We start from the raw sequence: 13,555 nt of genomic DNA, 5'->3' as shown, positions 1-13,555 counted from the left end.
CATCGTGAGATTCCGAGGAGAGACCTGTGAAAGATGGTTTGATGCTGTTGATAGTCGGCTTGTTTTGCGCAGGCGGCGCGGCGCTGTTCTACAGATTCTTCGGCAACGAAGCGTTCAGCGTCATCATGTTGGTGACGCTGGTGTCTGTCCTTGCGGACAACGCGCGTTTGCGGCGCAGATTGCGTGAGATGGGAGCAAAGCCCGAGGGTAAGCGCACCTGGTTGTGACGAAAAAAAGGCCACCGCGAGGTGGCCTTCTTGCTGGTGCGCGTGCTTGTTACGCGGCTTTGACTAACTCGACTTCGCCGGGAGCGGCCAGTTCGCCTTCCCACTTGGCGACCACCGCGGTGGCCACGCCGTTGCCGATGACGTTGGTCGCGGAGCGCGCCATGTCGAGGAAGTGGTCGATGCCCAGCAACAGCAGCATGCCCGCTTCCGGAATGTTGAACTGACCCAGCGTCGCGGCGATCACCACCAGCGAGGCGCGCGGCACGCCGGCCATGCCCTTGGAGGTCAGCATCAGCACCATCATCATGGACATCTGCTGGCCCAGCGACATCTCGATGCCGTAGGCCTGTGCGATGAACACGGTGGCGAAGGTGCAGTACATCATCGAGCCGTCCAGGTTGAACGAGTAGCCGATCGGCAGCACGAAGGCGGCCAGGCGGTTGCGTACACCAAAGCGCTCCAGGCCTTCCAGCGTTTTAGGATAGGCCGCCTCGCTCGACGCGGTCGAGAAAGCCAGCAGCGCAGGGCTGCGCAGCTCTTTCATCAGGCCGAAGATGCGGCCTTTCAGGAACAGGAAGCCGATGAAGATCAGCAGCGCCCACAGCAGCGCGATGCCGAAGTAGAACTCCGCCATGAACACGCCGTAGGTCGACAGCACGCCCAGGCCGCTCTTGGCGATCACGCCCGACACGGCCGCGAACACGGCGAACGGTGCGAACTGCATCACGTAGCCGGTGACCTTCAGCATCACGTGGGCCACGCCGTCCAGCGCGGCGACCATGACGTTGGCTTTCTCACCAACTGCCGCAGCGGCCGAACCGAAGAACAGCGAGAAGATCACGATTTGCAGGATCTCGTTCTTGCTCATGCCTTCGACGATGGAGGCCGGCACCAGGTGGACGACGAATTCCTTCAGCGTCAGGCCGCTCACGACCAGGTCGGACTTGGCGGTGGTGGCGGCCATTTGGCCCAGCAGCGCATCGCCAGGGCGGAACAGGTTGACCAGGATCAGGCCCAGGCTCAGCGACATCACCGAGGCGATGAAGAACCAGCCCAGCGTTTTAATGCCGATGCGGCCCACTTCGGAGGCGTCGCCCATCTTGGCGATGCCGCATACCAGCGTCGAGAACACCAGCGGAGCGATGATCATCTTGATCAGACGCAGGAACAGCGTAGTGATCAGCGACATGTAGTCGGCGAATTCGGTCGGCTTGGCCAGGTTGGTATTGGCCAGGTAACCGGCGAAGATACCCAGCGCCAGTCCGACGAGGATGTAGGTGGTCAATCGGCTTTGTTTATGCATGTTATGAGCTTCCTGTGGTAGTGTCTCTCTGGGCCTGCGCAGAGGGCGGGGTGTCCGCCGCTGCTGTGGTTCTGCATTGGCTGCAACCGGTATTTTATGGTCCGGCTGATGAAACTATGGGCAAGTTCCGCAGTATCCTTGTGGGCAGAGGCGCTGTCAAGCGCATGGTGGGCCGCACCCACGCGGGTTCGGACCGGGTTTTTATTTCAGCGTACATATGATCGAAATCAACAACGTCAGTAAATGGTATGGCCAATTCCAGGTGCTCGGTGAGTGCAGCACCCGGGTGGAAAAGGGCGATGTGATGGTCATTTGCGGGCCTTCCGGCTCCGGCAAGTCGACGCTGATCAAGACCGTCAACGGGCTGGAACCGTTCCAGCAGGGGCAAATTACCGTCGATGGCGTCGCCGTCGGCGACAAAAACACCGATTTGCCGGCCTTGCGGGCCCGTATCGGCATGGTTTTCCAGAATTTCGAGCTGTTTCCCCATTTATCGGTGCGCGACAACCTGAACCTGGCCCAGGTCAAGGTGCTGGGCCGCAGCGTGGAGGAAGCCACCGCGCGCGGCCTGAAGTACCTGGACCGGGTCGGCCTGCTGGCGCAGCAGGACAAGTTCCCCAGCCAGCTGTCCGGCGGCCAGCAGCAGCGGGTGGCCATCGCCCGCGCGCTGTCGATGGACCCGATCGCCATGCTGTTCGACGAGCCCACCTCCGCGCTGGACCCGGAAATGATCAACGAGGTGCTGGACGTGATGGTCGGCCTGGCGCAGGAAGGCATGACCATGATGGTGGTCACCCACGAAATGGGCTTCGCCCGCAAAGTGGCCAACCGCGTGGTGTTCATGGACAAAGGCCGCATCCTGGAAGATTGCAGCAAGGATGAATTCTTCGGCGCGCCCCGCTCGGAACGGGCGCGCGATTTTCTCGCCCGTATCATCCACTAAGATTCACTAATGAACATTCGCAAGCCCCTCGCAAGCGCCATGCTGGCGCTGGGATTGCTGGGCGCCGCCCACGCAGCCGATAAAATCGCCGTCGACCTGGTGCTGACCAAGGCCACGCTGATCGATGTGGCGGGCGGCAAGGCCGTCAAGGGCAAGTCGGTGCTGCTGAAGGGCGACACCATCGTCGCCGTGGTCGACGACCGGCAGTTGTCCGGCTATGCGGCCAAGCGGACCATCCGCCTGCCGGGCAAGTACCTGATGCCGGGCCTGTGGGACACGCACGTGCACTTCGGCGGCGGCCCTGCCCTGATCGAAGAGAACAAGCATCTGCTGGCGCTGTACCTTGCCAACGGCATCACCGCCGTGCGCGATTGCTCCGGCGACCTGCCGGACACCGTGCTGGCCTGGCGCGACCAGGTCAAGGCCGGCCAGCTGGAAGGGCCGACCATCTTCACCTCCGGCGCCAAGCTGGAAGGCTACAAGCCGCTGTGGAAGGGCACCATCGAAGTCGGCACGCCGGAAGAGGTGAGCAAGGCGCTGGACGGCCTGCAGGCGCAGAAGGTGGACTTCGTGAAGATCACCGAGAACACGCTGAAGCCGGAGATCTACCTGGAAGCGCTGCGCCAGGCGAAAGAGCGCGGCATGCGCACGTCCGGCCACGTTCCGGTTCAACTGACGCTGGCGCAGATGTTCGACGCCGGCCTGGGGACGGTGGAGCATCAATCCTACCTGCTGCGCTCCTCGACGCCGAAGGAGCAGGAGTTGACCGCGCAAGTGGCGGCCGGCACGCTGACCGGCAAGGAGGCCATGAAGCAGAGCCTTTCGACCTACGACGAGCCGACCGCGCGCGCCTCGACAGGATGCTGGCCGAGACCAAGGCCTGGGTGTCGGCTCAATAAGGCCCGGTAGGCACAAGCTCCGCGTCTACGAAGGCGCGGAGTACCCCCTCAAGCTGGCCTGCACAAAATCGATGAACAGCCTTACCCGCGACGGGATCAGGCGCGATTCGATGATCGCATACACGGGTATCGGCGCGAAATCCCATTGCGGCAGCACGCGCTGCAACTGGCCGCGTTCCAGCTCCTCCAGCGCTTCGGGACCGGCGGAAATCGCTATGCCCATGCCCAGTGCCGCCATCTTTTTGCACATGCTGACGTTGTTGGCGGTGTAGCGCCCGCTGACGTCGACGGTGACTGTTTTTTTGCGCGAGGACAGCGTCCATTGCGCCTTGCCTCCGCCAGGAAACTGGATCATGCACTGGTGGTTCACCAGGTCGTCGGGATGCTTCAGCGGCGGCGCGCCACGCAGATATGCCGGCGACGCATACAGATAGCGCGGCAGCAGGCCAACCTGCCTGGCGATCAGCGTCGACGGCGTTGGCGGCGGTGTGCCCATGCGGATCGCGCAATCGAAGCCGTCGGTCACGAGATCGACACGGCGCGGCGTCAGGTCCATTTCAAAATCGATCTGCGGATATTGTTCACCGAAAGCCTTCAGCGACGGCGCCAGGTAGGAGATCGCCAGGTCCACCGGCATCGATACCCGCAGCGTGCCGCTGGGGCGCTCGGCCAGTTCCTGCAGCGATTCGTGCGCGATGCGCGCCTCGGCGACGATGCTTTCGCAGCGGCGGAAGTAGGCCTGGCCGGCCTCGGTCAGCTCGACCTTGCGGGTGGAACGGTGGAACAGGCGCACGCCGATTTCTTTTTCCAGCGCCGAGATGCGGCGCGACAGGGTGGAGTTGGGCATGCCCAGCGTCTCGGCTGCGCGCCGGAATCCCCTGGCGTTGGCGACCGCCACGAACAGTTCCATGCTCGATAAGAGTGACATTTCGATTGCTCCATCAGTGGATCAGTGATTTAATTTTAAGCTATTTATCCCAAGAGGGAATCAATGGATGATGGCTGCACATTCACTCACTTAGCGAGGTTCTCCATGAACACCTTATCGACAGCAGTGCAAATCGGCCGTTACACCCTGCGCAACCGCATGATCATGGCGCCCATGACCCGCTCGCGCGCCAACGATGCGGACGGCGTGCAGTCCGAACTGGCCGTTACTTATTACCGCCAGCGCGCCTCGGCGGGCCTGATCGTCACCGAAGGCGTCTTCCCCAGTGCGATGGGCAAGGGTTATGTGCGCACGCCGGGCATCTACAGCGACGAGCAGGTGGCCGCGTGGAAGAAGGTGACCGAGGCGGTGCATGCCGAAGGTGGCCGCATCTTCATGCAGCTGATGCACACTGGCCGCATCTCGCATCCGAGCATGCTGCCTGGCGGCGCATTGCCGGTGGCGCCTTCCGCCATCAAGCCTGCGGGGCAGTCCTTTACCGTCAATGGCATGGTGGATTTCGTCACGCCGCGCGCGCTGGAGACTTCGGACGTGGCGGGTGTCGTGGACGAATACCGCCTGGCGACGCGGCGCGCGCTGGAGGCGGGCTTCGATGGCGTTGAACTGCATGCGGCGTCGGGCTACCTGCCGGAGCAGTTCCTGACGTCGGGCAGCAATCAGCGCAGCGACCAGTATGGCGGCTCGCTTCCCAATCGCGCGCGCTTCATCCTGGAGGTGCTCGGCGCGATGATCGCGGAAGCGGGCAGCGACCGTGTCGGCATCAAGATCTCGCCGGAGATGGGCTTCAACGACATCAAGGATGACGAACCGGTGGAAACCTACACCTACCTGGTGCGCCAGCTCGCGCCGTTGAACCTGGCCTATCTGCACGTGGCCAAGTTCAAGGCGGAATACGATTATCACGGCGCGTTGCGTCCCCTGTTCAAAGGCGCCTACATCCTGGGCGGCGGCCAGACCCGCGAATCCGGCGAACAGCGCATCGCGGCCGGCGAGGCGGATGCCGTGGCCTATGGCAGCGCCTTCCTCGCCAACCCTGACCTGCAGCGCCGCTTCGCGTTGAATGCGCCGCTTAACGCGCCCAATCCTGCGTTGTTTTATGCGCCGGGGGCGCAGGGCTATATCGACTATCCGGTGCTGGCCGACGCCGCGTCCAACCGCGCGCTGCGTATCCACGCCTATGGCGGCGCGGAGGTGATGCAATGGGATGAGGTACCGATGCCGCAGCCAGGCCCGGACGAGGTGCTGGTGCGGGTGACCGCCGCCGGCGTCAATGGGCTCGATTGGAAAATCCGCGATGGCCTGGTCAAGGATGTTTTCCAGCTGCCGCTGCCCGCCACGCTGGGCCTTGAATTGGCCGGCGAGGTGGCTGCGGTTGGGAATGAGGTGGAAGGTTTCGCTGTGGGAGACCGTGTTTTTGGCGCGTTGGGCGGCTTGGGCGCCTACGCCGGTTACGTCGCGGTCCCCGCATCCAAGCTGGCGCCGATACCGGCCGCGCTTGAAAGTGCGACTGCTGCGGCCATCCCGGTGGCATCGATGACGGCATGGCAGGCGCTGTTTGAAACGGGCCAGCTGCAACGTGGCGAGACGGTGCTGATCCACGGCGCCGCCGGTGGCGTCGGCAGCTACGCCGTGCAGTTTGCCAAGCAGGCCGGCGCCCGCGTGCTGGCCACCGCACAAGGCCGCAATGCCGATCTGCTGCGCAGCCTTGGTGCCGATGAAGTCATCGACTACAAAACCACGCGCTTTGAGGACGTGGCGAAGAATGTCGACCTGGTGTTCGATCTGGTGGGCGGCGAAACACTGGACCGCTCCTGGCAAGTGCTGTCGCCGCAAGGCCGCATCGTCAGCATCGCCGCGCCGGACATCGTCATGCGGGCGCCGGATGGTCGCCGCGGCAGCTGGCATACGATGCGCCCCGACGGCAAACTGCTGGCGCGGATCGCGGCGCAGGCGGCTAGCGGCGAGTTGACCGTGGTGGTGTCGGATATCGTCAACGCTGAACAAGCGCCAGCCGCGATCGAACGCAACAAAACCGGCCACGGCGCAGGGAAGACGGTGATACGCTTTTAAGGAACCCGGGCGCGCTATGCGTAGTGCGTCCACATGCGCAGGATGCGAACAATATGCTGATCCGGGAAAACTTCATAGACAAGGCGGTGATGTATGTTGATCCTGCGCGAGTAGGCCCCCGCCAAGTCGCCGACAAGTTTCTCAAAAGGAGGCGGACGCGCGAAAGGATCGTTGGCCAGCAAGTCAAGCAGTGGCTGCACTTGTTTCTTCATGCCGGCGGCAGCTACCTTTTTAGCATCTTTCTGCGCTTGGTGGGAGTACACCAGCTGCCAGTTCACCAAATCAATTCCTTGTCGCTGTCACCCAGCGGCTCCGCGCGAGCGGCACGGATGGACTCGCGCATTCCCGGCATCGATAGCAAATACAGCGTTTCCTGTATTGCGCGCCAGTCATCGGCGGAGACGAGTACTGCATCGTTGCGCTTGCCCGTGATCGTGATCGGCACATGGCTAGTGGCCGTTTCGTCGATCAGGTTATAGAGCCGCGCGCGCGCGTCGCTGGCTGAAATAGAATCCATGACTGCTCCTTGTGGGATCATCAAAACGTACGCCTTAACGTACGCACTGTCAAGCGAGCGGCGCAAGGAGGTAAAATGGCGGTATTCGCCATTGATAGCCTGAAAGCCCGCCGCCATGTCCGACTTCGAACACACCCCAGACAGCATCACCATCACCCGTCCCGACGACTGGCATTTGCACCTGCGCGACGGCGCCACCCTGGCCAGCGTGCTGCCGCATAGCGCGCGCCAGTTTGGCCGCGCCATCGTGATGCCCAACTTGAAACCGCCGGTGACCACCACCGCCGCCGCCGAGGCTTATCGCAACCGCATCATGGCGGCTCTGCCGGCAGGCATGAAGTTTGAGCCGCTAATGACGCTCTACCTGACCAACAACACGCCGCCGGACGAGATCCTGCGCGCACAGGAAAGCGGCATCGTCCACGCGGTCAAGCTGTACCCGGCCGGCGCCACCACCAACTCGGACGCCGGTGTGACCGATCTGTCCAACTGCTACAAGACGCTGGAGATGATGCAGGAAGTGGGCATGCCCTTCCTGGTCCACGGCGAAGTCACCGACCAGGACATCGACCTGTTCGACCGCGAAGCCGTCTTCATCGAGCGCGTGATGCGCCCGCTGCGCCGCGACTTCCCGGCGCTGAACATCGTCTTCGAACACATCACCACCAAGCACGCCGCGCAGTACGTGGCGGAAGCGGAAGGCCCGATCGCCGCGACCATCACCGCGCATCACCTGCTGTACAACCGCAACGACATCTTCAAGGGCGGCATCCGTCCGCACTACTACTGCCTGCCGGTGCTCAAGCGCGAAGAACACCGCCTGGCGCTGGTCACCGCCGCCACCAGCGGCGACGAGCGCTTCTTCCTCGGCACCGACTCCGCGCCGCACGCGCAGGGCGCCAAGGAAGCCGCCTGCGGTTGCGCCGGTTGCTACACCGCGCTGCACGCGATGGAGCTGTATGCCGAGGCCTTCGAACGCGCCGGAGCGCTGGACAAGCTGGAAGCCTTCGCCAGTTTCAATGGCCCGGCTTTCTACAACCTGCCGCGCAACACCGACACCATCACGCTCAAGCGCGAGCAGTGGACGTTGCCGGAAACCCTGCCGCTGGCGGATCAGCAAGTAGTGCCGCTCAACGCCGGTGAAACCATCAACTGGAAAATGGTATAAGCGGTGCTGCAAGCGATAGACTGGTCGCGTCCCTGGTACGACTCGGTCCGCACAGCGGCCGGCCAGCTGTCAGAGGACGTGCCCTTCATGGACACGTTCAACGCGCAAGCCGCAGCACTGGGCTTGCGCAATCATCTGGACCTGCCGATCTCCTTCGTTCCGCAGGAGTCGCTGCCTGACGGCACAGCCTACGAAGCCTTCATCGGCGCCACCGGCGGCGTGCCAACGCGCGACAACCTGCACGACTTCTTCAACGGCCTTGTATGGCTTAGCTTCCCGCGTATCAAAGTGCAGCTGAACGCCTTGCAGGCGGCGCAGATCGCGCTGGACGGCGTTGGCAAATCGCGCGGCCCCGCGCGTGACGGCGCCACCATCTTCGACGAAAACGCCGCCTTGCTGGTGGTGCGCGACGGCGCCGCCGGCCAAGCGCTGACTGCCGCGCTACGCGACCATCGATGGCGCGCGGCCTTCATCGAGCAGCGCGCCAGCTTCGGCCCGGACGCGCAGGTATGGCTGTTTGGCCACGCGCTGATGGAGAAGCTGGTCGCGCCACGCAAGGCGATCACCGCGCACACCCGCGTGGTGGTGGCGGGCGATGACTTCTTTGCCATGGACCACGACGCCCGCCGTCATTGGATCGACGCCACCGTGGCGCGCGACCTTGCCGGGCATGGCCTCAGCACCGCAGACTTCACGCCGATGCAGGCGCTGGGCGTGCCGGGCTGGTGGCCGGACCAGGACGACGCTTTCTACAACGACGCAACGGTGTTCCGCCCCAAACGCGCACCAGCGGTAAAATAGATTTTTTAACCGACTTCGCCGCCGACGCGGCAGAAAGAGCACGCCATGACGCAGGTAATTCGCTGGGGGATACTCGGCACCGGCAAGATCGCCAAGGCTTTCGCCATCGCCTTGCAGGACACGCCCGGCGCCAAGCTGGCCGCCGTTGCTTCGCGCAGTGTAGATAGCGCTACCACGTTCGGTGTCGAATATGGCGCGGAGCGCTTCCACGGCAGCTATCAGGCGCTGGCGGACGATCCCGAGGTCGACGTCATCTACATCGGCACGCCGCACCCCATGCACCACGAGAACGCGCTGATGTGCCTTAACGGCGGCAAGGGCGTGCTGGTGGAGAAGTCGTTCACCATGAATCGTCGCCAGGCCGAGGACATCATTAACCTGGCGCGCCAGAAAAAGCTGTTCGTCATGGAGGCGATGTGGACCCGCTTCATGCCGGCGGTGGTGGAGGCCAAGCGCATCGTCGACAGCGGCGAGATCGGCGTGCCGGCCAACGTCAGCGCGGACTTCGGTTTTACCGCGGACGTGGGGCCGGAGCACCGGCTATTCGCGCCGGAGTTGGGCGGAGGCGCGCTGCTGGACCTGGGCATCTATCCCTTGTCGATGGCGTCGTTCTTCCTTGGTCCGGTGACGGGCGTGAAGGCGCAGGCGGAGATGGGCGCCACCGGTGTCGACATGCAGACCGCGTTCACGCTGATGCACAAGGATGGTGGCGTTTCGTCATGTGCGTGCAGCCTGCGTTCGCGCACGCCGACCGAGCTGACGATCTCCGGCACCAAGGGCTTTGTGCGCCTGCACGACCGCTTCCACAACACCGAGACCATCAGCGTCACGCTGGTGGACGGCGCCTCGCGCAGCGAGCGCACCATCAACCTGCCGCGCAGCGGCAATGGTTACACGCACGAGGCGCAGGAAGTGGGGCGCTGCATCCGTGCGGGGCTGATCGAAAGTCCGGTGATGCCGCACGAGGAAACGCTGTCCATCATGGGCACGCTGGACGACATCCGCGCGCAGATCGGCCTGAAATACACCTTCGACATTTAGGGCCTTCAAGCGCGGGCGGCGGGAACTGGTTAGAATCGACAGATGTTGTTTCCACAATCAGGGTCCCTATCATGTCCGTCGCCACCCGCGCTCCATCTCTTAAAACCGTCCTGCTGGCCAGCGGTGTCGTCCTGACGCTGGCGATGGGCGTGCGTCACGGCTTCGGCTTCTGGATGCAGCCCATCTCGCAAGCCAACGGCTGGACGCGTGAAACCTATTCGCTGGCGCTGGCCTTGCAGAACCTGTTGTGGGGTGCGTTCGGCCCGTTCGCCGGCATGGCGGCGGATCGCTTCGGCACCATGCGCGTGGTGCTGGTGGGCGCGGTCAGCTACATGGCGGGGCTGGTGTGGATGGCTCTGGTGAAGGATCCCACCTTGTTCGTGATTGGCTCGGGCGTGTTCATCGGATTGGGGCTGGCGTGTACCGCGTTCGGCGCGGTCAGCGGCATCATTGGGCGCGTGGCGCCGGTGGAAAAGCGTTCCTGGGCGTTTGGCATTTCCGGCGCGGCCAGTTCCTTCGGCCAGTTCTTGATGATGCCGGTGGAGCAGCAGCTGATTTCCGCCGTGGGTTGGCAGAACGCCTTCTACCTGCTGGCTGGGTTGGTGGTGGCGCTGATGATACCGATGGCCTTCTATCTGCGCGAGCCTGCGGTGGCGCATGGCGGCGGTCCGCAGCAAAGCGTGCGCGAGGCGATGAGCGAGGCGGTGGGCAACCGCTCCTTCCTGTTGCTGGTGGCGGGCTATTTTGTGTGCGGCTTCCAGCTGGTGTTCATCGGCGTACATATGCCGGCGTATTTGAAGGACAAGGGCATCGTCAGCCCGGGCGTGGCGGTGATGGCGCTGGCGTTGATAGGCTTGTTCAATATCTTTGGCTCGTACTACGCGGGCAAGCTGGGTGGACGCTTCCCCAAGCGCTACCTGCTGTCGTCGATCTACTTCACGCGCGCCGTCGTCATCGGCCTGTTCCTGCTGGCGCCGTTGACGCCTTATTCGGTGTACGTGTTTGCGGCGGCGATAGGATTCATCTGGCTATCGACGGTGCCGCTGACGAACGGTATCATCGCCGGCATCTTCGGCGTCAAGCACATGTCGATGCTGGCGGGCGTGGTGTTCTTCTCGCACCAGGTGGGCAGCTTCATCGGCGTGTGGCTGGCCGGCTACCTGTTCGCCAAGCTGGGCAGCTACGACATCGTCTGGGGCATCGCGATTGGGCTGAGCATCATGGCCGGCCTGGTCAACTTGCCGATCAACGAGCGAGCGATTGAACGCGGCGTCCTGAAGGCGGCCTAGCGATGAAAACCTGGCTGCTGCGCGCGGCCGGCGTCGTAGTACTGGCGCTGGTGTTCATGGCCTACCTGACGCCAGACTTCCTGCGGGACCTCGCCAACCGCTTTTACCTGTGCTTTTAACATTGGGGTCAAGTCTGACATTCGGACACGGCCTCTGCCGTAACGATCGCTACGGTAGAGGCCGTGTCCGAATGTCAGACTTGACCCCAGCTAGACTTTGAGGAACTCTTCGCGGCCGCCTAGCCAGCGGGCCAGGTGGGCTTCGACGGTGGCGGCTTTTTCGGGGGTGTTGGCGTGTAGCAGGTCGTGGGCGACGTCGCGCGCTTGATCGACCAGCCAGCCGTCCGTCTCCAGGTCGGCGAAGCGCAGCATCGCCTGGCCGGACTGGCGGGCGCCGAGGAATTCGCCGGGGCCCCGGATCTCCAGGTCGCGGCGGGCGATCTCGAAACCGTCGGTTGTTTCACGCATTGTCATCAGGCGCTGCTTGGCGATGCCTCCCAATGGGCTTTGGTACAGCAGCAGGCACACCGACGCCGCCGAGCCCCGTCCCACTCGCCCACGCAACTGGTGCAGCTGCGACAGGCCGAAACGCTCCGCATGCTCGATCACCATTAAGGATGCATTCGGCACGTCCACGCCCACTTCGATCACCGTGGTGGCGACCAGCACCTGCATCTCGTTGGCCGTGAAGGCGTCCATGACGGACTGCTTCTCGGCCTGTTTGAGGCGGCCGTGTACCAGACCGACGTTCAGGTCCGGCAGCGCTTCGGCCAGCAGCGCGTGCGTGTCCGTCGCGGTTTGCAGTTGCAGCGCTTCCGATTCTTCGATCAGCGGACACACCCAGTAGATCTGCCGTCCTTCCAGCGCCGCCGCATGCACACGTTCGATCACTTCATCGCGCCGGTTCTGGTCGATGGCGCGCGTGACGATCGGGCTGCGGCCCGGCGGCAGTTCGTCGATCACCGATACTTCCAGGTCGGCGTAGTAGGTCATCGCCAGCGTGCGCGGGATCGGCGTGGCCGACATCATCAGTTGGTGCGGCACCGCGCCTTCCACACCCTTGTTGCGCAAGGTCAGGCGCTGACCCACGCCGAAGCGGTGCTGCTCGTCGACGATCACCAGTCCCAGGTTGGAGAAGTTCACCGCCTCCTGGATCAGCGCGTGCGTGCCGATCACCAGCTGCGCCTCGCCGGATTCGATTAGCGCATAGGCGGCCAGTTTCTCCTTTTTCTTCAAGCTTCCCGTCAGCCACGCGACCTTGACGCCCAATGGCTCCATCCAAGCGGCGATCTTGCGGAAGTGCTGGTCGGCGAGAATTTCGGTCGGCGCCATCAGCGCGGCCTGGTAGCCGCTGTCGATCGCCTGCGCGGCGGCCAGCGCCGACACCACCGTCTTGCCGCTGCCGACGTCACCCTGCAACAGCCGCTGCATCGGGTACGGATGGCGTAAATCGGCGCGGATTTCGTTCAGCACGCGCTGCTGCGCGCCGGTCAGCTTGAACGGCAGAGCGGCCTGGAAGCTGTCGGATAGCGCACCAATCACCGTCAGTGCCGCCGCGCCCTTGGAGCGGCGCGCACGCTGCGCGCGCTTCAGAGACAGCTGCTGCGCCAGCAGTTCGTCGAACTTCATGCGCGTCCACGCCGGATGCGAGCGGTCGAGCAGCGCGTGTTCGTCCACCTGCTGCGGAGGGTAGTGCAGCAGCTTCACCGCCGGCTCGAAGTCGGACAGCTGCATCTGCGCGCGCAGCTGCTCCGGCAGCGTATCGGTCCAGTCGACCCGCTTCATCGCGTCGCCGATGGCGCGCCGCAGGATCGGCTGCGACAGTCCTTCGCCCGACGGATACACCGGCGTCAGGGAAGTTGGCAGTGGCGCGCCTTCGTTGACCACCTTGTAGGCCGGGTGCACCATCTCGGCGCCGAAGAAGCCGTGCTTCAGCTCCCCGCGCGCGCGCACCCGCGTGCCCTCGGCCAGCTGCTTGACCTGGCTGCCGTAGAAGTTCATGAAGCGCAGCTGCAAATCGCCCGTCTCGTCGGCGATATGCACCAGCAGCTGCTTGCGCGGCTTGTAGGTGATTTCACTCTTGACCACCAGCCCCTCGACCTGCGAGGTCTCGCCGCCATGCAAACGGGCTTCTTCGATGGTGATGACCTGGGTCTCGTCCTCGTAGCGCATGGGCAGGTGCAGCACCAGGTCCATATCGGTGTGCAGGCCAAGTTTGGCCAGCTTGGCTTCCGGGCTGACTGTCTTCTTGACGGTTTTGGAGGTTGAAACAGGCATATTGGAGCGTTTTTCGGGCACTAGCGTAAAATAGAGGGTTGGCCGCAGCAAAGCAACGCCGGTATTGTACGA

Annotated in this window: 13 protein-coding genes; 8 read left to right on the top strand and 5 right to left on the bottom strand. The window is 63.6% G+C overall.

From position 1 onward, the window contains the following. Positions 1-26: 26 nt before the first annotated feature. Positions 27-227: a hypothetical protein gene (locus KVP70_RS12525; protein ID WP_217942542.1), complete on the top strand. Its 201-nt coding sequence runs from the start codon at positions 27-29 to the stop codon at positions 225-227. A 49-nt stretch (positions 228-276) separates the two neighbouring features. Here the strand turns inward: KVP70_RS12525 and KVP70_RS12520 are convergent, their stop codons facing one another. Further along, entirely contained in the window at positions 277-1,530 is a 1,254-nt protein-coding gene (locus KVP70_RS12520; protein WP_217942541.1) for a dicarboxylate/amino acid:cation symporter, read from the bottom strand. A gap of 217 nt (positions 1,531-1,747) precedes the next feature. Here KVP70_RS12520 and KVP70_RS12515 point away from each other — a divergent pair, with 217 nt between their 5' ends. Both KVP70_RS12515 and KVP70_RS12510 read left to right on the top strand, forming a co-directional pair. Next, a complete protein-coding gene (locus KVP70_RS12515) occupies positions 1,748-2,473 on the top strand; it encodes an amino acid ABC transporter ATP-binding protein (RefSeq protein WP_217942540.1) in 726 nt (241 codons plus the stop codon). Between the two features lie 9 nt (positions 2,474-2,482). Next, the gene (locus KVP70_RS12510) at positions 2,483-3,382 is read left to right on the top strand and encodes an amidohydrolase family protein (RefSeq protein ID WP_229224766.1); all 900 of its coding nucleotides are present in this window, start codon (positions 2,483-2,485) and stop codon (positions 3,380-3,382) included. Positions 3,383-3,397: 15 nt separating this feature from the next. Here the strand turns inward: KVP70_RS12510 and KVP70_RS12505 are convergent, their stop codons facing one another. Next, positions 3,398-4,300 carry a LysR family transcriptional regulator gene (locus tag KVP70_RS12505; RefSeq protein ID WP_217942539.1) on the bottom strand — a complete coding sequence of 301 codons (903 nt, stop codon included), beginning with the start codon at positions 4,298-4,300 and terminating at the stop codon, positions 3,398-3,400. A 105-nt stretch (positions 4,301-4,405) separates the two neighbouring features. Here KVP70_RS12505 and KVP70_RS35030 point away from each other — a divergent pair, with 105 nt between their 5' ends. Further along, positions 4,406-6,391 carry an oxidoreductase gene (locus KVP70_RS35030; protein ID WP_217942538.1) on the top strand — a complete coding sequence of 662 codons (1,986 nt, stop codon included), beginning with the start codon at positions 4,406-4,408 and terminating at the stop codon, positions 6,389-6,391. Between the two features lie 14 nt (positions 6,392-6,405). Here KVP70_RS35030 and KVP70_RS12495 read toward each other — a convergent pair whose 3' ends face one another. Next, positions 6,406-6,669, bottom strand: a complete 264-nt coding sequence (locus tag KVP70_RS12495) for a Txe/YoeB family addiction module toxin (RefSeq protein ID WP_217942537.1) — start codon at positions 6,667-6,669, stop codon at positions 6,406-6,408. After that, entirely contained in the window at positions 6,666-7,025 is a 360-nt protein-coding gene (locus KVP70_RS12490; RefSeq protein WP_229224765.1) for a type II toxin-antitoxin system Phd/YefM family antitoxin, read from the bottom strand. The genes KVP70_RS12495 and KVP70_RS12490 overlap by 4 nt, the downstream gene beginning before the upstream one ends. On the opposite strand from KVP70_RS12490, the gene pyrC reads away from it, so the two are divergent. The 4 genes from pyrC (at position 7,024) to KVP70_RS12470 (ending at position 11,207) form a co-directional block, all read left to right on the top strand. Beyond that, positions 7,024-8,076 carry a dihydroorotase gene (gene pyrC / locus KVP70_RS12485; RefSeq protein ID WP_217942536.1) on the top strand — a complete coding sequence of 351 codons (1,053 nt, stop codon included), beginning with the start codon at positions 7,024-7,026 and terminating at the stop codon, positions 8,074-8,076. The two genes, KVP70_RS12490 and pyrC, sit on opposite strands and share 2 nt — an antisense overlap. Before the next feature lie 3 nt (positions 8,077-8,079). Beyond that, positions 8,080-8,877 (top strand): DUF3025 domain-containing protein, encoded by a 798-nt coding sequence (locus KVP70_RS12480; protein ID WP_217942535.1) that lies wholly within the window; start codon positions 8,080-8,082, stop codon positions 8,875-8,877. A gap of 45 nt (positions 8,878-8,922) precedes the next feature. Next, positions 8,923-9,918, top strand: coding sequence for a Gfo/Idh/MocA family protein (locus KVP70_RS12475; protein ID WP_217942534.1), 996 nt, complete (start codon positions 8,923-8,925; stop codon positions 9,916-9,918). Positions 9,919-9,989: 71 nt separating this feature from the next. Next, on the top strand, positions 9,990-11,207 hold the full coding sequence (locus tag KVP70_RS12470) for an MFS transporter (protein ID WP_217942533.1): 1,218 nt from the start codon (positions 9,990-9,992) through the stop codon (positions 11,205-11,207). A gap of 209 nt (positions 11,208-11,416) precedes the next feature. Here the strand turns inward: KVP70_RS12470 and recG are convergent, their stop codons facing one another. Further along, on the bottom strand, positions 11,417-13,483 hold the full coding sequence (gene recG, locus KVP70_RS12465; RefSeq protein ID WP_217942532.1) for an ATP-dependent DNA helicase RecG: 2,067 nt from the start codon (positions 13,481-13,483) through the stop codon (positions 11,417-11,419). Positions 13,484-13,555: the final 72 nt, after the last annotated feature.

Origin of the sequence: Duganella violaceipulchra (assembly GCF_019166075.1) — a bacterium.
Classification (GTDB): domain Bacteria; phylum Pseudomonadota; class Gammaproteobacteria; order Burkholderiales; family Burkholderiaceae_D; genus Rugamonas; species Rugamonas violaceipulchra.
This window is presented reverse-complemented; position numbering and strand designations above follow the sequence as displayed.

Bases quoted from the DNA above. Each gene is read 5' to 3' on its own strand.
- KVP70_RS12505 (WP_217942539.1), bottom strand. From the start codon at position 4,300: ATGTCACTCTTATCGAGCATGGAACTGTTCGTGGCGGTCGCCAACGCC.
- KVP70_RS12515 (WP_217942540.1), top strand. From the start codon at position 1,748: ATGATCGAAATCAACAACGTCAGTAAATGGTATGGCCAATTCCAGGTG.
- KVP70_RS12510 (WP_229224766.1), top strand. From the start codon at position 2,483: ATGAACATTCGCAAGCCCCTCGCAAGCGCCATGCTGGCGCTGGGATTG.
- KVP70_RS12520 (WP_217942541.1), bottom strand. From the start codon at position 1,530: ATGCATAAACAAAGCCGATTGACCACCTACATCCTCGTCGGACTGGCG.
- KVP70_RS12475 (WP_217942534.1), top strand. From the start codon at position 8,923: ATGACGCAGGTAATTCGCTGGGGGATACTCGGCACCGGCAAGATCGCC.
- pyrC (WP_217942536.1), top strand. From the start codon at position 7,024: ATGTCCGACTTCGAACACACCCCAGACAGCATCACCATCACCCGTCCC.
- KVP70_RS35030 (WP_217942538.1), top strand. From the start codon at position 4,406: ATGAACACCTTATCGACAGCAGTGCAAATCGGCCGTTACACCCTGCGC.
- KVP70_RS12470 (WP_217942533.1), top strand. From the start codon at position 9,990: ATGTCCGTCGCCACCCGCGCTCCATCTCTTAAAACCGTCCTGCTGGCC.
- KVP70_RS12490 (WP_229224765.1), bottom strand. From the start codon at position 7,025: ATGGCGGCGGGCTTTCAGGCTATCAATGGCGAATACCGCCATTTTACC.
- recG (WP_217942532.1), bottom strand. From the start codon at position 13,483: ATGCCTGTTTCAACCTCCAAAACCGTCAAGAAGACAGTCAGCCCGGAA.